Annotated in this window: 21 protein-coding genes; 6 read left to right on the top strand and 15 right to left on the bottom strand. The window is 72.6% G+C overall.

Annotated elements, in window-relative coordinates:
- Nucleotides 1-195: 195 nt before the first annotated feature.
- From QF032_RS29090 to QF032_RS29080, 3 genes are read right to left on the bottom strand one after another with little or no spacing between them, the layout of a single operon-like run.
- The gene (locus tag QF032_RS29090) at nt 196-960 is read right to left on the bottom strand and encodes a DUF3710 domain-containing protein (protein ID WP_306948882.1); all 765 of its coding nucleotides are present in this window, start codon (nt 958-960) and stop codon (nt 196-198) included.
- A gap of 1 nt (nt 961) precedes the next feature.
- Nucleotides 962-1,513, bottom strand: coding sequence for a dUTP diphosphatase (gene dut / locus QF032_RS29085; protein WP_307046538.1), 552 nt, complete (start codon nt 1,511-1,513; stop codon nt 962-964).
- Nucleotides 1,510-2,094, bottom strand: coding sequence for a PaaI family thioesterase (locus QF032_RS29080; protein WP_057575474.1), 585 nt, complete (start codon nt 2,092-2,094; stop codon nt 1,510-1,512). Before QF032_RS29080 ends, dut begins: the two co-directional genes overlap by 4 nt.
- Before the next feature lie 111 nt (nt 2,095-2,205).
- On the opposite strand from QF032_RS29080, the gene QF032_RS29075 reads away from it, so the two are divergent.
- The gene (locus tag QF032_RS29075) at nt 2,206-2,676 is read left to right on the top strand and encodes a DUF3093 domain-containing protein (RefSeq protein ID WP_306948884.1); all 471 of its coding nucleotides are present in this window, start codon (nt 2,206-2,208) and stop codon (nt 2,674-2,676) included.
- 87 nt (nt 2,677-2,763) lie between these two features.
- Here the strand turns inward: QF032_RS29075 and QF032_RS29070 are convergent, their stop codons facing one another.
- The 4 genes from QF032_RS29070 to QF032_RS29055 all read right to left on the bottom strand — a co-directional run bounded on the left by QF032_RS29070 (nt 2,764) and on the right by QF032_RS29055 (nt 6,335).
- Nucleotides 2,764-3,729 carry a hypothetical protein gene (locus QF032_RS29070; protein ID WP_307046535.1) on the bottom strand — a complete coding sequence of 322 codons (966 nt, stop codon included), beginning with the start codon at nt 3,727-3,729 and terminating at the stop codon, nt 2,764-2,766.
- Nucleotides 3,730-3,742: 13 nt separating this feature from the next.
- Nucleotides 3,743-4,039: a DUF4193 domain-containing protein gene (locus QF032_RS29065; RefSeq protein WP_003993510.1), complete on the bottom strand. Its 297-nt coding sequence runs from the start codon at nt 4,037-4,039 to the stop codon at nt 3,743-3,745.
- Nucleotides 4,040-4,433: 394 nt separating this feature from the next.
- Complete coding sequence (locus QF032_RS29060; RefSeq protein WP_306948886.1) at nt 4,434-5,675, bottom strand: sensor histidine kinase; 1,242 nt, start codon at nt 5,673-5,675, stop codon at nt 4,434-4,436.
- A gap of 6 nt (nt 5,676-5,681) precedes the next feature.
- A complete protein-coding gene (locus QF032_RS29055; RefSeq protein WP_307046534.1) occupies nt 5,682-6,335 on the bottom strand; it encodes a response regulator transcription factor in 654 nt (217 codons plus the stop codon).
- Between the two features lie 408 nt (nt 6,336-6,743).
- On the opposite strand from QF032_RS29055, the gene QF032_RS29050 reads away from it, so the two are divergent.
- On the top strand, nt 6,744-6,917 hold the full coding sequence (locus QF032_RS29050; protein ID WP_173985551.1) for a hypothetical protein: 174 nt from the start codon (nt 6,744-6,746) through the stop codon (nt 6,915-6,917).
- A gap of 73 nt (nt 6,918-6,990) precedes the next feature.
- Here QF032_RS29050 and QF032_RS29045 read toward each other — a convergent pair whose 3' ends face one another.
- The gene (locus QF032_RS29045; RefSeq protein WP_307046532.1) at nt 6,991-7,806 is read right to left on the bottom strand and encodes an inositol monophosphatase family protein; all 816 of its coding nucleotides are present in this window, start codon (nt 7,804-7,806) and stop codon (nt 6,991-6,993) included.
- An 8-nt stretch (nt 7,807-7,814) separates the two neighbouring features.
- Nucleotides 7,815-8,942 carry a ferrochelatase gene (locus tag QF032_RS29040; protein ID WP_307046530.1) on the bottom strand — a complete coding sequence of 376 codons (1,128 nt, stop codon included), beginning with the start codon at nt 8,940-8,942 and terminating at the stop codon, nt 7,815-7,817.
- Between the two features lie 231 nt (nt 8,943-9,173).
- Here QF032_RS29040 and QF032_RS29035 point away from each other — a divergent pair, with 231 nt between their 5' ends.
- The 3 genes from QF032_RS29035 to sepH all read left to right on the top strand — a co-directional run bounded on the left by QF032_RS29035 (nt 9,174) and on the right by sepH (nt 13,290).
- Nucleotides 9,174-10,415, top strand: a complete 1,242-nt coding sequence (locus QF032_RS29035; protein ID WP_307060408.1) for an MFS transporter — start codon at nt 9,174-9,176, stop codon at nt 10,413-10,415.
- Complete coding sequence (locus QF032_RS29030; RefSeq protein WP_307046528.1) at nt 10,375-11,694, top strand: D-arabinono-1,4-lactone oxidase; 1,320 nt, start codon at nt 10,375-10,377, stop codon at nt 11,692-11,694. The genes QF032_RS29035 and QF032_RS29030 overlap by 41 nt, the downstream gene beginning before the upstream one ends.
- Nucleotides 11,695-12,249: 555 nt before the next feature.
- Nucleotides 12,250-13,290 carry a septation protein SepH gene (gene sepH / locus QF032_RS29025; RefSeq protein WP_307046526.1) on the top strand — a complete coding sequence of 347 codons (1,041 nt, stop codon included), beginning with the start codon at nt 12,250-12,252 and terminating at the stop codon, nt 13,288-13,290.
- Between the two features lie 131 nt (nt 13,291-13,421).
- Here the strand turns inward: sepH and QF032_RS29020 are convergent, their stop codons facing one another.
- Nucleotides 13,422-14,273 (bottom strand): sulfurtransferase, encoded by an 852-nt coding sequence (locus tag QF032_RS29020; RefSeq protein ID WP_307046524.1) that lies wholly within the window; start codon nt 14,271-14,273, stop codon nt 13,422-13,424.
- Nucleotides 14,274-14,491: 218 nt separating this feature from the next.
- Here QF032_RS29020 and QF032_RS29015 point away from each other — a divergent pair, with 218 nt between their 5' ends.
- A complete protein-coding gene (locus QF032_RS29015) occupies nt 14,492-15,295 on the top strand; it encodes a VOC family protein (protein WP_307046520.1) in 804 nt (267 codons plus the stop codon).
- A 38-nt stretch (nt 15,296-15,333) separates the two neighbouring features.
- Here the strand turns inward: QF032_RS29015 and QF032_RS29010 are convergent, their stop codons facing one another.
- The 5 genes from QF032_RS29010 to QF032_RS28990 form a co-directional block, all read right to left on the bottom strand.
- Nucleotides 15,334-15,981, bottom strand: a complete 648-nt coding sequence (locus tag QF032_RS29010; protein ID WP_057575455.1) for a thymidine kinase — start codon at nt 15,979-15,981, stop codon at nt 15,334-15,336.
- Between the two features lie 55 nt (nt 15,982-16,036).
- Nucleotides 16,037-17,227, bottom strand: a complete 1,191-nt coding sequence (locus QF032_RS29005; RefSeq protein ID WP_307046518.1) for an alkaline phosphatase family protein — start codon at nt 17,225-17,227, stop codon at nt 16,037-16,039.
- Nucleotides 17,227-17,823, bottom strand: a complete 597-nt coding sequence (locus tag QF032_RS29000) for a DUF5998 family protein (protein ID WP_306948894.1) — start codon at nt 17,821-17,823, stop codon at nt 17,227-17,229. The genes QF032_RS29005 and QF032_RS29000 overlap by 1 nt, the downstream gene beginning before the upstream one ends.
- A 78-nt stretch (nt 17,824-17,901) precedes the next feature.
- Nucleotides 17,902-18,336: a hypothetical protein gene (locus QF032_RS28995; protein ID WP_307046516.1), complete on the bottom strand. Its 435-nt coding sequence runs from the start codon at nt 18,334-18,336 to the stop codon at nt 17,902-17,904.
- A 46-nt stretch (nt 18,337-18,382) separates the two neighbouring features.
- On the bottom strand, nt 18,383-21,196 hold the full coding sequence (locus QF032_RS28990) for a bifunctional acetate--CoA ligase family protein/GNAT family N-acetyltransferase (protein ID WP_307058036.1): 2,814 nt from the start codon (nt 21,194-21,196) through the stop codon (nt 18,383-18,385).
- Nucleotides 21,197-21,295: the final 99 nt, after the last annotated feature.

Here is a 21,295-nt window from a genome sequence, read left to right as displayed (position 1 = left end):
GACGCAACCCTGACGCGGTCCGGCCGTGGGCGCCCCTCGACCCCTCATCGGACGAGCCCCCTGGATCGGTTCACGCGGAAGCGCCCCCGCGGATCGCACGGCGAGGGAAACCGGGCGGCGCCCGCCGGCGGGCACGGCGAAGGGCCGCACCCCCGTGAGGGTGCGGCCCTTTCAGCCGTGGGGCCCGTCGCCGGGCTACCGGACCTCGGTGATCTCCGGTCCGCGCTGGAGCTGGCCCATGCCCCCCGAGAAGCGGGAGCCCTCGTCCTGCTGCTGCACACCCTCGGGCACCATCTGCGCGTCGTTCGGCAGCTTCAGGACGATCGGGTCGCGAGGCGCCATCGGGCCTTCGCCGCGCACCACGACCGTGTCCCGGAAGATCTGCTCGAGCAGACCCGCCGCCTGCGGCTGCACCGCGCCCTGGCCCGAGATCACCCCGCGCAGGAACCAGCGGGGGCCGTCCACGCCGACGAAGCGCACGACATGGAAGCCGCCCGTGCCGTCCGGCAGCTGCACCGGCACCTGGGCCCGCAGCTCCCAGCCCAGCGGTCCTTCGACCTCGTCGACGATGCCGCCCTGCTGGGTGATGCCGGAGCCGATCTCCTCGCGCACCTCGCCCCAGATGCCCTCGCGCTTGGGAGCGGCGAAGGCCTGCAGCTGGATGGCGCTGTCGCGCAGCACGACCGTCGCGGCGACGATCGCGTCACCGGCGACCTCGACCCGCAGCTCCATGCCGTCGACTCCGGGCACGAAGAGCCCGCCGAGGTCCACACGCCCCTCGGCGGGGTCGCGCACCTCCGAGTCGTCCCACGGCCCGTCGGGCCGCGGCTCCGGCTCGAGCCGTACGCGCTCGCGCGCGCCCTCCGCGTCGTCCGCCTCAGCGTCGACACTGTCGACGACCTGCTCGGCCTCGCCGGCCGCGTCCTCGGCGGCACCCTTCTTGTTGCGACGTCCGAACACGTCACTGTCCTTCCCGGTCGGATACGACCGAAGCGTATCGATTCCCACCCGTCGCGCCGCCGTCGGCGGCCTGACCGCTTGTACCGCTTGCGCCGCCCACGGCGGCATGCCCGCCGGTGGACCCGAAGCCCCCTGCGGCCCGCGCCGACCCGGGAAGCTCCGCGACCTCCTGGAAGCGGACCCTCTCGACCTGCTGGACGACCAGTTGGGCAATCCGGTCGAAGCGCTCGAACCGCACCGACTCGCGCGGGTCGAGATTCACCACGATCACCTTGATCTCCCCACGGTACCCGGCATCAACCGTCCCCGGGGCATTCACGAGGGCGACGCCGCACCGGGCGGCCAGCCCGGACCGGGGGTGCACGAAGGCCGCGTACCCCTCCGGCAGAGCGACGGAGATCCCCGTGGGCAGCACGGCCCGCTCCCCCGGAGCCAGTTCGCGGCTCTCCGTGGTGCGCAGATCGGCTCCCGCGTCACCGGGGTGCTCGTACGCCGGAAGCGGTACGTCCGGGTCGACGCGCCGGATCAGGACGTCCAGGGGGCCACGGCTCACGGGTTCACCTCGAAGGCGCGGGCGCGCCGTACCTGGTCGGGGTCGCTCATGGCTGCCTGGATCTCCTCCGCGCGGCCGTGGTCCACGAAGTGCTCGACGGCGACCTCGATGAAGAGGGCGTCGGCGCGGACCGCGACGGGCCCGTCGGGGCCGCCGATCCGCCCGGTGGCGGTCGAGTAGATCTTGCGTCGGGCCACCGCGGTCACCTCGGCCTCCAGGTGCAGCGTGGTGCCGACGGGCACGGGCCGGACGAAGTCGGTCTCCAGCCGTCCGGTCACGGCGATCGTCCGCAGCAGCCAGTTCAGCGAGCCGAGCGTCTCGTCCAGGGCGGACGCCAGAACTCCTCCGTGCGCCAGTCCCGGCGCGCCCTGGTGGGCCGGCTGCACGGTGAACTCGGCGGTGACGGTCACGCCCTCGCCGGCCCGCGCCTGCAGATGCAGACCGTGGGCCTGCCCGTCGCCACATCCGAAACAGTGTTCGTAGTGGGCGCCGAGCAGTTCGCCGGGCGCGGGGGCGTCGGGGTGCCGGACGGGTTTCTGGGCCCCGGCCGGAGGCTCGAGAGCTGCGGAAGTACCACTCACAGCCGCAGACCTTACCCGCCCGCCCGACGCCCGCCGCCACCCTGCCCGGCAGCGCTGTCGCGCCGCCCCCTGCCCCCGGTCGGCACCGGGGAGCGTGCCAAGCTTGGCTCCATGCAGCTCTCCGCCGCCCCGTACGAAGAACGCCTCACCGCCCCCCGCTCGTGGTGGTTCGTCTCGTTCCTCGTGGGCGTCTCCATGGCCCTGATCCTGCTGCCCTTCGGCACCCTGCCGCTGCTCGGCGGCCTGGTCGGCGGCACCGCGGTCGCGGCCGTCGCGGCCAGCGCCTACGGGTCCCCGCGCATCCGCGTGGTGGGCGACTCGCTGATCGCGGGCGAGGCGAAGATCCCGGTCACGGCCCTGGGCGACACGGAGGTCCTGGACGCGGAGGAGGCGCGCGCCTGGCGCACGTACAAGGCCGACACCCGGGCCTTCCTGCTGCTGCGCTCCTACATCCCCACCGCGCTGAAGGTGGAGGTCACCGACCCGCAGGACCCGACGCCGTACCTGTACCTGTCGACGCGGGAACCGGAGCGGCTGGCGCGGGCCCTCGAGGCGGCGCGCGGGGCCGCGGCGCAGGCGTAGCCCCGCTTCAGGGCAGGCCTAGCCCGCTTCAGGAGGCCGGGCGGAGCTCCCGCGGGCCTCGCGGCAGGCGTCAGCAGGCTTTCGGGCTCAGCGTCCGGGCTCGCCGGGGTTCTGGGGATTCAGCGGGTCATGGGCGATCTCCCCCATGGCCAGCGGCTCCGCGGGCTCCTCGAGCGCCGGCAGTTCCGGCAGCGCGTCCCACGGCACCTGCGCCTTCCGCAGGTCGGCCCGGATCTTCCCGGCCAGCCTTCTGGTGTCCCGGCGGTTCATGAGCGCGCCGACGGCGGCGCCCACCATGAAGGGCATCAGGTTCGGCAGGTCGCGGACCATGCGCTTCATGATCTGCTGACGGAGCTCGCGCTTCATCTGGCCGCCGAGGGCCGCGTTGACGGAGGACGGTCTCATGACGTCGATCCCGCGTTCACCCGACCACGAGCGCAGATAGGCGGCGCTGCGGTCCTTGAGGCCGCCCGGCGGCCGCAGGCCGTAGACCTCGTGGAGTTCGGCGATCAGCTTCAGCTCGATCGCGGCGACGCCGGTGATCTCCGCCGCCAGTTCGGTCGGCATCGCCGGCGGCACGGGCAGCATCGCCGCGGCGCCGATGCCCGCCCCGACGGTGGACGTGGCGTTCGCCGCGCCCGCCACGAGCTTGTCCGCGAGCTGCTCGGGCCCGAGACCGGGGAACTGTGCGCGAAGCGCCTGGAGGTCCCGTACAGGGACCCGCGGGGCGATGTCGATGATCCGGTCGGCCAGATGCGCCAGGCCCGCCCGGGCGCGGCTCCCGCCCTTGCGGAGGCCTTCCCGGGCCAGACCGGCGGCCTTGCCCCGGATGACCGCCGCCCGTCGCTGGGCGACGGGGGCGGTGTTCCGCGTCGGCGCCGGGAGGTCAGCCCGTTCACTCGCACGTTCGAGCGAGGCCGATCCTGCCGGGATCGCTCCCGTACCGGATGAGCCTCGCTCGTCGTCACGCACGCCGTGGGGGCCCTCCGTGGGCCCCTTGTCCGATCCCCGCAAGGGGAAGCGGCGCTTCCGAGGAGGGGTCGAGCCAGTCACGGCCGACCCGCCCTCAGTCGCAGTCGCGACAGATCGGCTGGCCGTTCTTCTCGCGGGCCAGCTGGCTGCGGTGGTGCACCAGGAAGCAGCTCATGCAGGTGAACTCGTCCTGCTGCTTCGGCAGCACCCGGACGGCCAGCTCCTCGTTCGAGAGGTCCGCGCCGGGCAGCTCAAGGCCCTCCGCCGCCTCGAACTCGTCGACGTCGACCGCCGAGGCGGACTTGTCGTTCCGCCGTGCCTTCAGCTCTTCAAGGCTGTCTGAATCGACGTCGTCATCTGTCTTGCGTGGGGTGTCGTAATCGGTGGCCATGTCGCCTCTCCCCCTCTGGGTGTCTGCGGTGTCTCCAGCGCACGTAACGCGTGAGAGGCCGGACTTGTGCCCGCCTCGAGGCGGAGATTTTGCCTCACATCAAGGTCTGTTACTCAATCGACACCCAACCGAACTCCTCATGAGTGATCGGCTGGGATGGCGATCGGGACCGTACACGGTCCGAATGCCGCACTTCAAAGGCGTCTCACCGTGTACTTCCCGTGATCGGTACCCCCGAAAACCCGGATTTTCCGGGCGTTATGACGGCATCATGATCACGGAGAGTAGATGGCTGATAATTCGCCCTTGTGATCGATCACACACTGGTAAGCCCGACAGGGCCCCGGAAAATTCCGCGCAAAGCGAACAAGCCCGTGTGTGTCGCCACATGATCTCAGACGGGCAAGGTGACCCGCATCACAAGACCTCCCCCCTCGCGAGGCTGAGCCGCGATGTGGCCGCCGTGCGCCCGGGCTACGGACCGCACGATGGACAGACCGAGCCCGACCCCCTTGTCGCTACCCGTCCGCTCGGTGCGCAACCGGCGAAAGGGCTCGAACAGATTGTCGATCTCGTACGCCGGCACGACCGGCCCGGTGTTCGACACGACGAGCACCGCCTGACCGTGCTGGATCTCGGTGGTCACCTCGACCCAGCCGCCCTCGGGAATGTTGTACCGCACCGCGTTCTGGACGAGGTTCAGGGCGATCCGCTCCAGCAGGACGCCATTGCCCTGGACGACCGCGGGCTTCTGCTCCCCGCGGATCAGCACGCCCTTGGCCGCCGCCTCCCCGTGCACCTGGTCGACGGCCTGCTCGGCCACCTCCGCCAGGTCGACCGGCTTGCGCTCGACGATCTGGTTGTCGCTGCGGGCGAGCAGCAGCAGCCCCTCGACCAGTTGTTCGCTGCGCTCGTTGGTGGCCAGCAGCGTCTTGCCCAGTTGCTGCAGCTCCGGCGGCGCCCCCGGATCGGAGAGGTGCACCTCCAGCAGGGTGCGGTTGATCGCGAGCGGCGTGCGCAGCTCGTGCGAGGCGTTGCCCACGAAGCGCTGCTGGGCGGTGAACGCGCGCTGCAGTCGCTCCAGCATGTCGTCGAAGGTGTCGGCCAGTTCCTTCAGCTCGTCGTCCGGTCCGTCCAGCTCGATCCGTCGGGACAGGTCGGAGCCCGCCACCGCGCGCGCGGTGCGCGTGATCCGGCCCAGCGGGGACAGGACGCGTCCGGCCATGGCGTAGCCGAAGGCGAAGGCGATGACGGCGAGACCGAGGAGGGCCAGCAGGGAGCGGCTGAGGAGGTCGTCCAGAGCGTGCTGCCGCTGGATGGCGTCGCACTGCTTGAGCACCTCGTTGATCTCGGCGTCGGGCGCGCTGTTCACCGCGGGACAGGACGCGCTGGTGACGTCCAGACTGACCCCGCGCACCTGGAGTGACTGGCCGCCGCCGCCCTCGTGGAGGGCCTGTGCGGCCAGCAGGTAGATGATCGACAGCAGCACGATGCCGGCGATCAGGAACATGCCGCCGTACAGCAGTGTGAGACGTATGCGGATGGTCGGCCGCAGCCACGGGAAGGGGGTCTGCGGGCTCCTGGGGTCCCAGGTGGGCTTGGGGGGCGCCTGCACGGGCGTGGGGGTCGTGGCCATGGCGGATCAGATCCGGTAGCCGGAACCGGGGACGGTGACGATCACCGGAGGTTCGCCCAGCTTGCGGCGCAGCGTCATGACGGTCACCCGCACGACGTTGGTGAACGGGTCGGTGTTCTCGTCCCAGGCCTTCTCGAGCAGCTGCTCCGCCGACACCACCGCCCCCTCGCTGCGCATCAGCACCTCGAGGACGGCGAACTCCTTCGGCGCGAGCTGGACCTCCTTGCCGTCACGGAAGACCTCGCGGCGGTTGGGGTCGAGCTTGATGCCGGCCCGCTCCAGGACGGGCGGCAGCGGCACGCTGGTGCGGCGGCCGAGGGCGCGCACGCGCGCGATCAGCTCACTGAAGGCGAAGGGCTTGGGGAGATAGTCGTCGGCACCGATCTCCAGACCCTCGACGCGGTCGCTGACGTCACCGGAGGCCGTGAGCATCAGCACGCGCGTGGACATGCCGAGTTCGACGATCCTGCGGCAGACGTCGTCGCCGTGCACGAGGGGGAGGTCCCGGTCGAGGACGACCACGTCGTAGTCGTTGACGCCGATGCGCTCCAGGGCGGCCGCGCCGTCGTACACGACGTCGACGGCCATGGCCTCCCGGCGCAGTCCGGTGGCCACCGCATCGGCGAGCAGCTGCTCGTCCTCGACGACGAGTACGCGCACGTCGCTTGTCCTTCCTGTGTCCACCCGCGTAGCGCCACTCGAGCGCACGCGGGCGGGGGTCCTGGCGGGTGTGGGCTTCCATCCTGCCCTTTTCGGCCATAAGTCGGCGGTAAGGCGGTGGGCGCCAGATGAAGAGCGGGTGTGAGGCCCGGGAATGCGAGATTTTCTCGTCGCGTTGAGGTTTCCGTGGAAGAGCGCGGGGGGAGGACGGCTTTACACCCCGCGATCACGCTCTGCATGTGCCGTAGCACCATGCGGCACTGCGCGTTCCGCTTCCGCAGAGTGGACGTGGGTGTCCGGCACCGTCGCCGCCCGGCGAGGCTGCGCCGGGCACCTGTGAGAGACGTGATCGCCCCTTCCCAACCCGGCACACCCCCGTGCCAACGACCCAGGACGAGGGGGCGCAGCATGGACGCATTCACCGCAGGACTTCTGCAGCGCATAAGGGCGACCGAGTCCGACCTGACGCGGGCTCGCGACGAGGGCGACGAGTTCCTCGCCGAGGTGGAGCAGGGCGAGCTCGACGACCTGCGCCGCCTCGCCGCCGACCACGGTGTGGAGGTCGGCGCGACGAGCGTCTGAGCAGTTCGCAGCAGGACGGAGGGGCCCCGGTGAATCCAGCGCCGGGGCCCCTCCGTCGTGCGCGTGCGACGGCTCAGTCGTGCCAGGCGCCGAAGTCCTCCAGCAGTCGCTGCAGGGGTTCGAAGACGCCCGGGGCGGCCGCGATCGCCAGATCGCGTCCGGGGCGCTCTCCGGGCCGTCCGCCGGTCAGCGCGCCCGCCTCCCTGGCGATCAGGTCTCCCGCCGCCAGGTCCCAGGGGTGCAGGCCGCGTTCGTAGTAGCCGTCGAGGCGGCCGGCGGCCACGTCGCACAGGTCCACGGCCGCCGATCCACCGCGGCGGATGTCCCGCAGCAGCGGGATCAGCCGCTGTGCGACGTCGGCCTGGTGGGTGCGGACCTCGGTGACGTAGTTGAAGCCGGTGGAGACCAGCGCCTGGTCCAGCGGCGCCGCCGGACGGCAGGACAGGGCCCGCTCGTGCCCCCCGGCACCGGTCACCCAGGCCCCGCCGCCGCGCACCGCGTGGTACGTCTCGCCGCGCAGGGGGATCGCGACGACCCCGACGACGGTCTCGCCGTCCTGCTCCGCCGCGATGGAGACGGACCAGGTGGGGAGGCCGTAGAGGTAGTTCACGGTGCCGTCGAGAGGGTCGATCACCCAGCGGACGCCGCTGCTGCCCGCGCTGGCGGCGCCCTCCTCGCCGAGGAGGCCGTCGTCGGGGCGGCGCTCGGCGATCAGAGAGGTGATCAGTTTCTCTGCCGCGAGGTCCATCTCGGTGACGACGTCGATCGGGCTCGACTTGGTGGCGGCGACAGCGAGGTCGGCCGGACGTCCGTCGCGCAGCAGCTCGCCGGCGCGGCGGGCGGCCTCCTCGGCGAGCCGGAGCAGTTCGGTGTGCAGGGGGTCGGTCACGCCGGTCCTCACGCGTAGGGGCTGTCGGCGCCCGCGGCGGCGGGCTTGGGGGCGCGGGCGGGGCAGCAGCCCACCGGGCACAGGTCGTGGCTCGCCCCCAGCGCGCCCAGGGCGCAGGGGGTGACCTCCAGGCCGCTCTCCGCCGCGGCGCGTTCCAGGACGAGCTCGCGGATCGCGGCGGCGAAGCGCGGGTCGGCGCCGACGGTGGCCGAGCGGCGCACCGGCAGGCCGAGCTCCCGCGCCTTGGCCGTGGCCTCCGTGTCGAGGTCGTAGAGGACCTCCATGTGGTCGGAGACGAAGCCGATGGGGGCCATCACGACGGCCGGTACGCCGGCCGCGTGCCGTTCCTCGAGGTGGTCGCAGATGTCCGGCTCCAGCCAGGGGATGTGCGGGGCGCCGGAGCGGGACTGGTAGACGAGCTGCCAGGGGTGGTCGACGCCGGTCCGTTCGCGGACGGCGTCGGCGACGAGCCGCGCGGTGTCCAGGTGCTGCTTCACGTACGCGCCGCCGTCGCCGTGCTCCTCGACCGGACCGGAGGCGTCGGCGGCGGTGATCGGGATGGAGTGGGTCGAGAAGGCGAGGTGCGCGCCGTCGCGGACGTCCTCGGGGAGGTCGGCCAGCGACCGCAGCACGCCCTCGACCATGGGTTCCACGAATCCGGGGTGGTTGAAGTAGTGCCGCAGCTTGTCGACCCGGGGCGGCTCGAGGCCCTCTGCCTCCAGCGCGGCCAGCGCGTCGGCTAGGTTCTCGCGGTACTGGCGGCAGCCGGAGTACGAGGCGTAGGCGCTGGTGGCGAGGACGAGAATGCGGCGGCGGCCGTCGGCGGCCATCTCGCGAAGGGTGTCCGTGAGGTACGGGGCCCAGTTGCGGTTGCCCCAGTAGACCGGCAGGTCCAGGCCGTGGCCGGCGAAGTCCTTGCGCAGGGCGTCCAGGAGGGCGCGGTTCTGGTCGTTGATGGGGCTGACCCCGCCGAACAGGAAGTAATGCTGCCCGACTTCCTTGAGGCGTTCCTTGGGGATGCCGCGCCCGCGCGTCACGTTCTCCAGGAACGGAACCACGTCGTCCGGCCCTTCCGGGCCGCCGAAGGAGAGCAGGAGCAGGGCGTCGTAAGGGGTGGCATCGAGCGCGTCTCGCATGGGTCGATCCTGCCACCCGCCTCCGACAGCCGCGGCAGGGCGTGTCGCCGGACAGGAGCGCGGCCGTCCGGCCTGATGCGTTAGGGTTGCCTAAGTTCGTCAGCTGTATGAGCTGCTTCACGCCTTACCGGTTCCGCCGGGACCCGCACGCCCGCCGAGTCCCTGCCGAACCGCTTCCCTCACGCCGCGCCGGTCTCGCACACGCGCGTGACCGGACCCTCGGAGACCCTCGTGCCCAGCCCGTACCGCGCCCTGTTCGCCGCCCCCGGCTCCAAGAGTTTCTCCGCCGCGGGGTTCGTCGGCAGGATGCCGCTGTCGATGATGGGCATCGGCGTGGTCACGATGGTCTCGCAGCTCACGGGGCGCTACGGGCTCGCGGGCGCGCTGTCGGCGACCATCGCGCTGGCGGCCGCGGTCTTCGGACCGCGGATCTCGCGCCTGGTGGACCGCCACGGTCAGCGCAGGGTGCTGCGCCCCGCGACCCTGGTCGCCCTCGGCGCCGCGACCGGACTGCTGGCGGCCGCGCGCTTCGAGTGGCCCGACTGGGTGCTGTTCGTGTGCGCCGCCGGCATCGGCACGGTGCCCAGTCTCGGCGCGATGATCCGGGCCCGCTGGGCCTCCCTGTACCGGGGCACCCCCCAGCTGCACACCGCGTACTCCTTCGAGTCCGTGGTCGACGAGGTGTGCTTCGTCTTCGGGCCGATCATCTCCATCGGTCTGTCCACGGCCTGGTTCCCGGAGGCCGGACCCCTGCTCGCGGCCTGCTTCCTGGCCGTCGGGGTCTTCTGGCTGACCGCCCAGCGGGCCACCGAGCCGGCGCCGCACCCGCGCGACGAGCAGCACGGCACGGGTTCGGCACTGCGCTCGCCGGGGCTGCAGGTTCTGGTGGCCACCTTCGTGGCGACCGGCGCCATCTTCGGAGCGGTCGACGTGGTCACCGTCGCGTTCGCCGACGAGCAGGGCCACCAGGCGGCCGCCAGCGTCGTCCTGGCGCTCTACGCGGCCGGCTCCTGCCTGGCGGGACTCGTGTTCGGACTGCTGCGCCCCAAAGGTGCGGCGGAACGACGTTGGCTCCTGGGCGTGTTCATGATGGCCGTGAGTATGATCCCCCTCCTACTGGTCGGAAACTTGCCGTTTCTGGCCGTGGCGCTGTTCGTAGCGGGCCTGGCCATCGCTCCCACGATGATCACCACCATGTCCCTCATCGAAGAGCACGTACCACGCGCGCGATCGACCGAGGGCATGACCTGGATCAGCACCGGGCTCGCGGTCGGCGTCGCGCTCGGCTCCTCCATCGCCGGCTGGGTCATCGACGCGGCCGGGGCGCGGGCCGGGTACGGGGTTCCGGCGGTGTCCGGGGCCGTCGCGGTCGCGGTCGGTTTCCTGGGGTACCGCCGGCTGAGCAGGCCGGCGCCTGGTCGTGGAGGCACCGTTGAGCAGCACAGCGAGCGGGAAGAACGCCGTCTGGCGTAACTGGGGCGGCAACGTCGTCGCACGTCCCGCGCGGGAGGTGACGCCCGCCTCCGTCGACGAACTGGCCGCCGAGGTGCGCCGGGCCGCCGAGGACGGGCTGAAGGTGAAGGCGGTCGGCTCCGGCCACTCCTTCACGTCGATCGCCGCGACGGACGGCGTGTTGATCCGCCCTCAGCTGCTGACCGGCATCCGCGACGTCGACCGGGAGAACATGACCGTCACGGTCGAGGCCGGAACGCCGCTCAAGAGGCTCAACATGGCTCTCGCGCGTGAGGGCCTGTCGCTCACCAACATGGGCGACATCATGGAGCAGACGGTGTCGGGCGCCACCAGCACCGGCACCCATGGCACGGGCCGCGAGTCGGCCTCCATCGCCGCCCAGATCAAGGGCCTCGAGCTGGTGACGGCCGACGGCTCGGTGCTCACCTGTTCCGAGAAGGAGAACCCCGACGTCTTCGCGGCGGCGCGGATCGGGCTGGGCGCCCTCGGCATCGTCACGGCGATCACCTTCGCCGTGGAGCCGATCTTCCTGCTCACCGCGCGTGAGGAGCCGATGCCCTTCGACAGGGTCCTCGCCGACTTCGACGAGCTGTGGGCCGAGAACGAGCACTTCGAGTTCTACTGGTTCCCGCACACGGGCAGCACCAACACCAAGCGCAACAACCGCAGTGCCGGGCCCCGCAGGCCGGTGAGCCGGTTCGCCGGTTTCGTCGAGGACGAACTCCTCTCCAACGGCGTCTTCCAGGTCGCCCAGTGGGTCGGCCGCGCGGCGCCCGCCACGATCCCGGCCATCGCTCAGGTCTCCAGCAAGGCCCTGTCCGCGCGCACCTACACGGACATACCCTTCAGGGTCTACACGTCCCCGCGCCGGGTGCGGTTCCTGGAGATGGAGTACGCGCTCCCCCGTGAGGCGGTGACCGAGGCGCTGCGCGAGCTCAAGGCGATGGTCGACCGCTCCGGGCTGCGGGTCAGCTTCCCCGTGGAGGTGCGCACCGCCCCGGCCGACGACATCACCCTGTCCACCGCCTCGGGACGCGACAGCGCGTACATCGCCGTACACATGGTCAAGGGCACGTCCTACTCGAAGTACTTCACCGCCGCCGAGCACATCTTCACCGCGTACGAAGGCCGGCCGCACTGGGGGAAGATCCACACGCGGGACGCCGAGTACTTCGCCTCCGTCTACCCGCGCTTCGGCGAGTTCACCGCGCTGCGGGACCGGCTCGACCCCGACCGCCGGTTCCAGAACGACTACGTGCGCCGGGTCCTGGGCGCGTAGCGGACATCGTCGACGAGCCCGGTCTCCGCCTCGCGCGCTCGTCCCCGGCCCGGGCTCCGCGACGGTTTCCGGCCTTTCACGCACACCGACGGCTCATCCGACTTTTCCGCCCAGGTTCGGCCACATGCCCGAGAAGGGGACGTACGGACGAAAACGGGAGATCCGATTCGGGCGATTGCGTGAGGTACGCCACTTTCAAGATCGCGAAATGCGCGCCACGAAGGGCCAAGTCCCACCTCGCGCCAGAAGTTGGGTGGCGCGCCAATCCACGCACGTGGCCCAAATGGAGTACTGTTGCGAGCCCTGGACCCGGTCTCCCGCCAGGATGCCCGGAGCCTCGCCGGACCGCCTGAAGGGGACCGGTCGCACAGGGTGACGGCTTCGGTGACTCAGCGTGGAGAATAGGTAACCGTGCCATAACGGCGGCGCGGGATCCGTGCCCGACACGCCGGGCAACTCGGCAAGGTTGTGGCAGGCTGCACCCGGGCAGGCCACACTCGACTAGCGGAAGCAGCGACGCACGTGACGTCGGCAGGCACCACCCGGGAGGTCCCCATGCCCGAACTGCGTGTCGTGGCCGTCTCGAATGACGGCACACGGCTGGTGCTGAAGGCTGCGGACAGCACGGAGTACACGCTTCCGATCGACGAGCGTCTGCGCGCCGCCGTACGCGGCGACCGTCCCCGCCTCGGCCAGATCGAGATCGAGGTGGAGAGCCATCTCCGCCCCCGCGACATCCAGGCGCGTATACGTGCCGGTGCCACCGCGGAAGAAGTCGCCCAGACGGCCGGCATCCCCGTCGACCGTGTGCGCCGCTTCGAGGGCCCCGTGCTGGCCGAGCGCGCCTTCATGGCCGAGCGGGCCCGGAAGACCCCGGTCCGCCGGCCCGGCGAGAACGCCGGACCCCAGCTCGGCGAGGCCGTCCAGGAACGGCTGTTGCTGCGCGGCGCCGACAAGGACACCGTCCAGTGGGACTCGTGGCGCCGCGACGACGGCACCTGGGAGGTCCTGCTCGTCTACCTGGTCGCGGGGGAACCGCACTCGGCGAGCTGGACGTACGACCCGCCCCGGCGGCTCGTCCAGGCCGTCGACGACGAAGCGCGTTCGCTGATCGGCGAGTCCGACGACCTGGCCGCTCCGGAGCCCAGCTTTCCGTTCGTCCCGCGCATCGCCCGGCTGCCGCGCGACCGGCCGCTGGACCGCGCCCTCGACCGGGAACGGCCCAGCCTGCCGGCCCCGCCGTCCGAGCCGGCCGAGGAGGTGGGCGAGCGTGAACGCGACTCGCTGACCAGCCTGTTGGAGGCGGTGCCGAGCTTCCGCGGCGACATGGTCGTCCCGGAGCGCCCGGCGGACCCGGTCACGGAGGAGCCGGACGAGCAGGAGCCCGAGGTCGAGGAGCCGCCGGCGCCCGCCGCCTCGGCCGGCTCCGCCTACGCGGACGTCCTCATGCCGCGTTCCGTGGGCAGCCACCGCGACCGCCTGGTCGGTGCCACCGACCGCCAGGCCGAGGCGGACGGCGTCCGTCCGGGCCGCCGGGCCGCGGTGCCCAGCTGGGACGAGATCGTGTTCGGCACCCGGCGCAAGAAGCAGGAGTGACCGGTTCCTCGGACCAGCCCCGCGGGGCGTCCGCCGGTTCGCCGACCCCGGCGCTGCGCGCGGCGCTGTCTGCGCACAAGGAGGGCCGCACCCGTTCGGTGCGGCCCTCCCGTGCTGCCCGCCCGACGGGATCACTGGGGGTCCGGGCCCACGGCGACCGGCCGGGACGGGTCCGAGGACCACTCCGACCAGGACCCGACATACAGGGCCGCGGGGATGCCGGCGACGGCCAGGGCGAGCACCTCGTGCGCGCCGGAGACGCCCGAGCCGCAGTAGACGCCCACCTCGGCGTCGTCGGACGCCCCCAGACCCTTGAAGCGGTCCCTCAGGTCCTCCGGGGGCAGGAACCGGCCGTCCGGGCCCACGTTGGCGTTCGTCGGCGCGGAGACGGCGCCGGGGATGTGCCCGCCCACACGGTCGATCGGCTCGACCTCGCCCCGGTACCGCTCCCCCGCGCGGGCGTCGAACAGCGCTCCGGAGCGGGCGAGGGCCGCGGCCCCGTCCGCGTCGAGCAGGCCCGTGGCTCCCGGGACCGGCGCGAAGTCGCCCTCCACGCGCGCGGGGACCTCCACCGAGAGTTCCCCCTGCCACGACGGCAACCCGCCGTCGAGGACGCGCACGTCCGGGTGACCCGTCCAGCGCAGCAGCCACCACGCGCGTGCCGCCGCCCAGCCCTGGCCGCCGTCGTACACCACGACCGGCCGGCCGGCGAAGACGCCCGCCCCGCGCATCGCCGCGCCGAACTCCTCCAGGTCGGGCAGCGGGTGACGACCGGTCGCGCCCGCGGGGCCCGCGAGATCGCGGTCCAGGTCGACGTAGACCGCGCCCGGCACGTGCCCGGACTCGTAGGCGGCGCGGCCGTCGAAGGGCGGCTCGCCGGCCGCCTTCGCCGTACTGAGCTGCCAGCGGACGTCGAGGACGACGGGCGGGTTCGCCCCCGCGAGGTCGCCGGCCAGTTCCGATGCGGTGATGATGGCGTTCATGACCACCATCCTCCCGTACGGGGTGGCCCCGTCGCCCGTGTCCGGCTACTCTGCTCGGCCGGACAGCCTCGATCACGAGGCGTGCGGGATCGAGCACGTGCCGTACAGGCGATCGACATACGGCGACCACCGCGCGTGAACCCTGGAACACCCCCCACCAGGGATCCTCCGAGGACGGCAGCGACACGACACCCCGAGTGGCCGAGGAGAGGGAGACGATGACCGAGGCAGGCGGGCCGGCCGGCACGATCGGCGCGACACACGCGCGGTACGCGCCCGGGACACCCTGCTGGGTGAGCCTCATGGCGCACGGGTTGACGGCCACGCAGGAGTTCTACGGGCAGCTCTTCGGCTGGGACTTCCGGCCCGGCCCGGAGCAGCTCGGGCCCTATGTGCGCGCGCTGCTCGACGGCGAGGAGGTCGCCGGCATCGGCCAACTCCCCCCGGACCGCCACCTGCCCGTCGCCTGGACGCCCTACTTCGCCTCCGACGACGTCGACAGCACCGCGGAAACGGTACGGCTGTGCGGCGGGACGATCGGGGTGGGCCCCCTGGACGCCTCCGACGCCGGACGGCTGGCGATCGGCTCGGACCCCTCCGGCGCGGTGTTCGGCGTCTGGCAGGCGGCGGGCCACGTGGGCGCCACCGTCTCCGGCGTGCCCGGAACCCCGGTGTGGAACGATCTGACGACCTACGAGACGGCGGGCGTCCGCAAGTTCTACGAGACGGTCTTCGGCTACGCCGAGGAGGCCGTGGCGTCCCCCGACCACGACTACGTGACCCTGCACGTCGGCGGGCACCCGGTGGCCGGCCTGCACGGCGTGGGCGCCGCACTGCCCCGGGACCAGGGGCCGCACTGGACGACGTACTTCGAGGTGGCCGACACGGACGCGGCGATGGTCCGGGTGGCCGAACTCGGCGGACGGGTGCTCACGCCGGCCCAGGACAGCACACACGGTCGCGTGGCGGTCGTGGCCGACCCGGAGGGCGCCCGCTTCGCCCTGATCCAGGAACCGCGGTAGTCAGCGCACCCACGCGTTGCCGCACGCGCGCGCGTCGCTCAGATCTGCTGCACCGGCAGCACGTCCGGAGACAGGGCGGCCGCGCGCGCCGACGCCGCGGTCATCCGGCGCCGGTGATGGCGCCTGCACAGGACCTCGTAGCCGACCGTGTCCGCCTGGTTCACGTCGCCGACGACGACCTGCGCGCCCTCGACGACCATGAAACCGCCCACCGTACGGGCGTTGTGGGTGGCGCGGGCGCCGCACCAGCACAGGGCCTCGACCTGCAGCACCTCCACACGGTCGGCGAGTTCGACGAGCCGCTGGGAGCCGGGGAACAGCTTGGAGCGGAAGTCGGTGGTGATACCGAAGGCGTAGACGTCGACGTCCAGGTCGTCGACCACGCGCGCGAGCTGGTCGATCTGCTCCTCGGCGAGGAACTGCGCCTCGTCCGCGATCACGTAGTCCGCGCGCCCGCCCTGCGAGAGGTGGTCGACGAGATAGGCGTACAGGTCCTGGCCGTCCTCGACCTCGACGGCGTCGGTGACCAGGCCGAGACGGGAGGACAGCTTGCCCTCGCCCGCACGGTCGTCGCGGGTGAAGATGATGCCCTGCAGGCCGCGCGCGGAGCGGTTGTGCTCTATCTGGAGAGCCAGCGTCGACTTCCCGCAGTCCATGGTTCCGGAGAAGAACACCAGCTCGGGCATGGGGAGTTGAACGCCTTTCGGTGAAGTGCGGCGGAGCGGGGACGGGTCTGGGGCTTCAGGAGCGTACTTCGAGCAGGGGGACCAACTGCTCGGCAGGGGTCATGGAACCGTGGTTGCCGACCATCGACGACTCCTTGGGCTCCCGCTCGGAGGCGATGAGCAATACGTCGTCCCGGGCGGCCGCGATCACGTCGCCGAGGCGGGCGTGCACCCGCTCGTCGATCCGTGGACCGAACCAGCCCGCGTCGATCGCCTCCTCCCGGGAGGCCACCCAGAACTGCTCGCCGAGGACCTCGCGCCAGCAGGTCAGGACGTCGTCCGCGGCGCCCGGGACGGCGTAGACATGGCGGGCGCGGCCTTCGCCGCCGAGCAGGGCGACGCCGGCGCTCAGTTCCCAGTCCGCGTCGAAGTCGATCCGGTGCTCCTCGTCGAAGGGCACGTCGATCATGCCGTGGTCGGCGGTGACGTAGAGCGCGCTGCGCGGCGGGAGCTGCTCGGCCAGACGCTGGACCAGCCGGTCGACGTACATGAGCTGACCGCGCCAGGTGTCGGAGGCGACGCCGTAGCGGTGCCCGGCGCCGTCCAGTTCGGCGTAGTAGGTGTAGACGAGGGAGCGGTCGCCGGCGGCGAGCTGCTGGGCGGCGCAGTCCATGCGCTCCTCGCCGGTGAGCCGCCCGTGAAACGTTCCGCCGCTGAGCGCGACCTTGGTCAGCGGGGTGTTCTGGAACGCGGGGGACGACACCTGGGCGGCGTGCACGCCCGCCTTGTGGGCGAGCTGGAAGACCGTGGGATAGGGCTGCCAGACGCCCGGCGCGGTCCACGGCTGCCAGCGGAGCTGGTTCATCAGCTCGCCGGTGGCGGGGTTGCGCACGGTGTAGCCGGGAAGGCCGTGCGCGCCCGGCGGGAGGCCGGTGCCGACGGAGGCGAGGGACGTCGCGGTGGTCGCCGGGTAGCCGGCCGTGAGCGGGCGTCCGGTGCCCCCGCGCGAGCTGCCGAGGAGCGCGTGCAGGTAGGGCGCCTCGTCGGGGTGGGCCTTGATCTGCTCCCAGCCGAGGCCGTCGATCAGGAAGACGCAGTTACGGTCGGCCGGCGTCAGTTCGGGGATCGCCGCGGTCGTGCCGGGCACGCCCATGCCCGCCGCCAGCGTGGGGAGCAGGTCGGCGAGGGAGCCGGAGCCGTATGCGGGGACGGGCGCGGAGGCGACGGCGAGCGGTTCGGGAAAGTCCCAGGAGGCCTGCTGCGTCATCAGCGGGGGACGTCCGCTGTCGCCTCGGAGAGCGCCTGCGCGAAGGCGAGCGCCTGGCGCACCGTCTCCGGGCCGTCTCCGGCCTCGCTGACGCGCAGGCTGAGGTCGTCCGCCGTCGAATTGCCGGTGTAGCCGTGGTCGGCGTCGCAGTTGGGGTCGCCGCAGGCGGCCGGCTCCAGGTCGATGCGGGAGACGGCGCCCCAGCCGATGGTCAGCACCACCTCGCGCGGCAGGGTGCCCGGCGTGTACGACTCCGGGTTGGCGACCACGCGGCTGAGGACGACCGACGAGATCCGGCCGAGCTTCACGGACTCCGTGGACGTCGTGGCGTACGGCGTCGGGGAGGTGGTGTCGGCGGCCTGCTCGTCGGTGTGGCTGACGATGAAGCGGTTGCCGGTGAGCACCAGCACCGTCACATGCCGGCGCACCTCGTTCTGGTCGAACGTGGTCTCCTGGTGAACCAGGTACGACCGGATCGGATCGCCGCCGACGGCGGCCTCCACCGCCTCGGCCACGAGGGCCGGGTAGTAGCCGCTGCGCTCGATCGCCGCGCGCAGCCCCTGGGTCGTCGTACTGGTCTTGGCCATGGGGTCCATCCTACGGGGACCCACTGACTGCGAGGTGCCTCTCGCGATCGCTTCCGGGGGCCGGGAGCAGGCGCGGGGCGCGTCTTCTCAGCGGTGGGGCCGGCGCACCCACGGGGCGAACCGCTGCCCGGGGGGCGCGTCCTCGCGCGCGTACCTGAGCACGTGCTCCCGGACGATCTCGAGCCGCTCCGCGGCCACGAGGCAGGGGGTGGGATCGGGGCCGCCCGCGTCCGCGTCGAACGCGGCCACCAGCGGGGGGCGTTCGCCGAGGCGGCACTCCAGGCTCGCGAGTTCGCCGGGCGTCGGCTCCCGGAACACGGGGTCGTGGAAGGCCGCCGGACAGGCCACGAAGGCGGGGTCGGCGAAGACGAGTTCCAGGCCGTGGTGGTACGCGAGGTCCGCGCCGGCCGCCAACCGGAACTCGCCGGGGGTCCAGGCCACGACGTCCCAGTCCCACCAGGACCCCTCGGGCAGGCCGACCGCGGGGTGCCGCACGGCCGCGGGGACCCCGGCCTCCGGCATCCGCGCCGGCTCTCCCCCGTCCTTCGGCACCCGGGTCTGCCGTGCGTCAGTACACCGGCAGGGTCCGCGGACCGAGGTCGTCGCGCGCGGGCGGGGGCGCGAGGCGGACGGACGCGCCGAGGACGCTCAGGCCGTGCGGGGCGACGACCACCGGCTCCAGGGTGACGGCGACGACCTCGGGGTGGTCGTCCACCAGTCGTGAGACGCGCAGCAGCAGCTCCTCCAGGGCCCTGGTGTCGACGGGCGTCGAGCCCCGCCAGCCGAAAAGGAGCGGGGCGGTCCGGATCGAGCGGATCAGCGACGTCGCGTCGCGGTCGGTGACAGGAACCAGTCGGTGCGCCATGTCCCCGAGGAGCTGCGAGGCGGCTCCGGCGAGCCCGAAGGACAGCACGGCCCCCGCCGCCGGGTCGATGACCGCTCGTACCACGGTGTCGACCCCGCGCGGCGCCATCGCCTGGACGACCGGCCGGAGCTCCTGGGGCCGCCCGAAGAGGTCGGTCAACTCGGCGTAGGCTCGGCGCAGTTGCTCCTCGTCGGCCAGGTCGAGACGGACGCCGCCCAGGTCGGCCCGGTGCCGCAGGTGCGGGGCGGTGGCCTTGAGGGCGACGGGGTAGCCGAGATCGGCGGCGGCCCGCGCGGCCTCGTCGGGAGAGGGCGCGGGGATCGCCCTGCGGATGCGGACGCCGTAACGGCCGAGCAGTTCGCCGGTCTCCTCGGCGCCCAGGGTGAGTCCCTGCCCGCGTGTGAGGAGCCCGTCGATCAGCGCGGCGGCGCCCCGCTCGTCGATGTCCTCGTACTCGGGCACCCTGCCCGGGTCCGCCGCCTCACGCCGCCACTGGGCGTACTTCACGGCCTCGGCGAGGGCGCGGACGGCGCGCTCGGCGGCCGGGTAGGCGGGGATGAGGTGCGCGCCCTCGGGCGCCTCGACGACGGGGGGTTGCAGCGGCCCGGCGTCCTGAGCCGCGACGCGCGCGCGTGAGGTCTCCTCCGCGCGCGGTGCGGTGCTCGCGGCGGCGGACAGCGCCGCCGCGAGGCCGCCGAGCTCCACGTGCACCACGAGCACCGGTTTGGCCGGAGCCGCGGCCGCCGCCGAGCGCAGGGCCTCGGCGAGTTCCGCGTCGCCGGGCGAGCTCTCCCCGATCGCCGGGATGGCCGTCACCACCACCGCGTCGCAGCTCTCGTCGGCCAGGGCGCGCGCCAGTGCGGCGTGGAAGTCCTCCGCCGCGGCCTCGGTGGTCAGGTCCAGCGGGGGCAGCGGGCGCAGCCCCTCGGAGAGGCAGGCGTCGTACGTGAGCAGTCCGAGGGACTCGGAGTTGCCGAGGATCGCGACGCGCGGTCCCGTCGGCAGCGGCTGACGGGCGAGGAGCAGGCCCGCGTCGACCAGTTCGGTGATGGTGTCCACGCGGATCACGCCGGCCTGCCGCAGCAGCGCCGACACCGTCGCGTGCGGCAGCCGCGTGGCCCGTACGGCGTGCCCCTGCGGGGCGGAACCGGCGCCCTGGACGACGACCAGGGGCTTGGCGGCCGCGGTGCGCCGGGCGAGGCGGGTGAACTTGCGCGGGTTGCCGATGGATTCCAGGTACATGAGAGCGACGTCGGTGTCGGGGTCGTCGTACCAGTACTGGAGGACGTCGTTGCCGGAGACGTCCGCACGGTTGCCGGAGGAGACGAAGGTCGACACGCCGGTGACGCCGGTGACCCCGCCGCCGCGACGGTGCAGCCGGGACAGCAGCGCGATGCCGATGGCGCCGGACTGGGCGAACAGGCCGATCCGGCCCGGCCTCGGCATCTCGGGGGCGAGGGAGGCGTTGAGTCGCACCTGAGGCGAGGTGTTGATGACCCCGAAGGCGTTGGGGCCGATGATCCGCATGCCGTACGCGCGTGCGTGGCGTACGAGTTCGCGCTGCCGCTCGCGCCCGTCGGGACCGCTCTCGGCATAGCCGGCGGAGAGGACGACGAGTCCCTGAACGCCGTGTTCGCCGCACTCGGCGACGGCAGCGGGCACCTGCTCGGCCCGGACGGCGACGACCGCGAGGTCCACGGGCTCCGCGATGTCCCGCATCGAACGGTGGGCGGGCACCCCGTCCAGTTCCTTCAGATCCTCGGGAAAGGCCTGGTTCACGGCGTACAGGCGGCCGGTGAACCCGGCCCCCTGGAGATTGCCGAGGACGCTCCGGCCCACTCCGCCCGGGGCGCGGCCGACGCCGACGACGGCGACCGAGCCGGGTGTCAGGAGCCGCCGTACGGAGTGCGCCTCGGCGCGCTGTTCCCGCGCGCGCTGCACGGCGAGGGAGCGCTCGGTGGGCTCGAGGTCGAACTCCAGGCGGACGACGCCGTCCTCGAAGCTGCGCTTCTGGGTGTAGCCGGCGTCCGTGAACACCTTGATCATCTTGTTGTTGGCGGGGAGCACCTCGGCGGCGAAGCGGCGGATGCCGCGCTCGCGGGCGACGGCCGCGATGTGTTCGAGGAGCGCGGAGGCGACGCCGCGTCCCTGGTGGGCGTCCTGCACGAGGAAGGCCACCTCGGCCTCGTCGGCCGGCGCGGAGGCGGCCATGCCGTCGGGGCCGATGCGGTCGTACCGCACGGTGGCGATGAACTCGCCGCCGACCGTGGCCGCGAGTCCCACCCGGTCCACGAAGTCGTGGTGCGTGAAGCGGTGGACGTCCTTCGCGGACAGGCGCGGGTAGGGCGCGAAGAAGCGGTAGTACTTCGACTCGTCCGAGACCTGCTCGTAGAAGCTGACGAGGCGCTCGGCGTCGTCGGCGGTGATGGGACGGACGCGTGCGGTGCCGCCGTCGCGCAGCACCACGTCGGCCTCCCAGTGGGCGGGGTATTCGTGCCGGTCCGACGCGCTCTGCATGGGGCCCACACTACGGCTCGCTTCCGACGGCAGCGCGAGGCAGTCTGGAGGGCGCACGTCGGGTCGAGGCCGCGATCCGACGGCCACATGGTGACGGGA

Origin of the sequence: Streptomyces achromogenes, from assembly GCF_030816715.1 — a bacterium.
GTDB classification, from domain to species: domain Bacteria; phylum Actinomycetota; class Actinomycetes; order Streptomycetales; family Streptomycetaceae; genus Streptomyces; species Streptomyces achromogenes_A.
Note: the sequence above shows the minus strand (reverse complement) of the source record. Positions and strands in the feature narration are given on the sequence as shown.

Bases quoted from the DNA above. Each gene is read 5' to 3' on its own strand.
- QF032_RS29075 (WP_306948884.1), top strand. From the start codon at position 2,206: ATGCAGCTCTCCGCCGCCCCGTACGAAGAACGCCTCACCGCCCCCCGC.
- QF032_RS29065 (WP_003993510.1), bottom strand. From the start codon at position 4,039: ATGGCCACCGATTACGACACCCCACGCAAGACAGATGACGACGTCGAT.
- QF032_RS29060 (WP_306948886.1), bottom strand. From the start codon at position 5,675: ATGGCCACGACCCCCACGCCCGTGCAGGCGCCCCCCAAGCCCACCTGG.
- QF032_RS29050 (WP_173985551.1), top strand. From the start codon at position 6,744: ATGGACGCATTCACCGCAGGACTTCTGCAGCGCATAAGGGCGACCGAG.
- QF032_RS29040 (WP_307046530.1), bottom strand. From the start codon at position 8,942: ATGCGAGACGCGCTCGATGCCACCCCTTACGACGCCCTGCTCCTGCTC.
- sepH (WP_307046526.1), top strand. From the start codon at position 12,250: ATGCCCGAACTGCGTGTCGTGGCCGTCTCGAATGACGGCACACGGCTG.
- QF032_RS29020 (WP_307046524.1), bottom strand. From the start codon at position 14,273: ATGAACGCCATCATCACCGCATCGGAACTGGCCGGCGACCTCGCGGGG.
- QF032_RS29015 (WP_307046520.1), top strand. From the start codon at position 14,492: ATGACCGAGGCAGGCGGGCCGGCCGGCACGATCGGCGCGACACACGCG.
- QF032_RS29010 (WP_057575455.1), bottom strand. From the start codon at position 15,981: ATGCCCGAGCTGGTGTTCTTCTCCGGAACCATGGACTGCGGGAAGTCG.
- QF032_RS29005 (WP_307046518.1), bottom strand. From the start codon at position 17,227: ATGACGCAGCAGGCCTCCTGGGACTTTCCCGAACCGCTCGCCGTCGCC.
- QF032_RS29000 (WP_306948894.1), bottom strand. From the start codon at position 17,823: ATGGACCCCATGGCCAAGACCAGTACGACGACCCAGGGGCTGCGCGCG.
- QF032_RS28995 (WP_307046516.1), bottom strand. From the start codon at position 18,336: ATGCCGGAGGCCGGGGTCCCCGCGGCCGTGCGGCACCCCGCGGTCGGC.
- QF032_RS28990 (WP_307058036.1), bottom strand. From the start codon at position 21,196: ATGCAGAGCGCGTCGGACCGGCACGAATACCCCGCCCACTGGGAGGCC.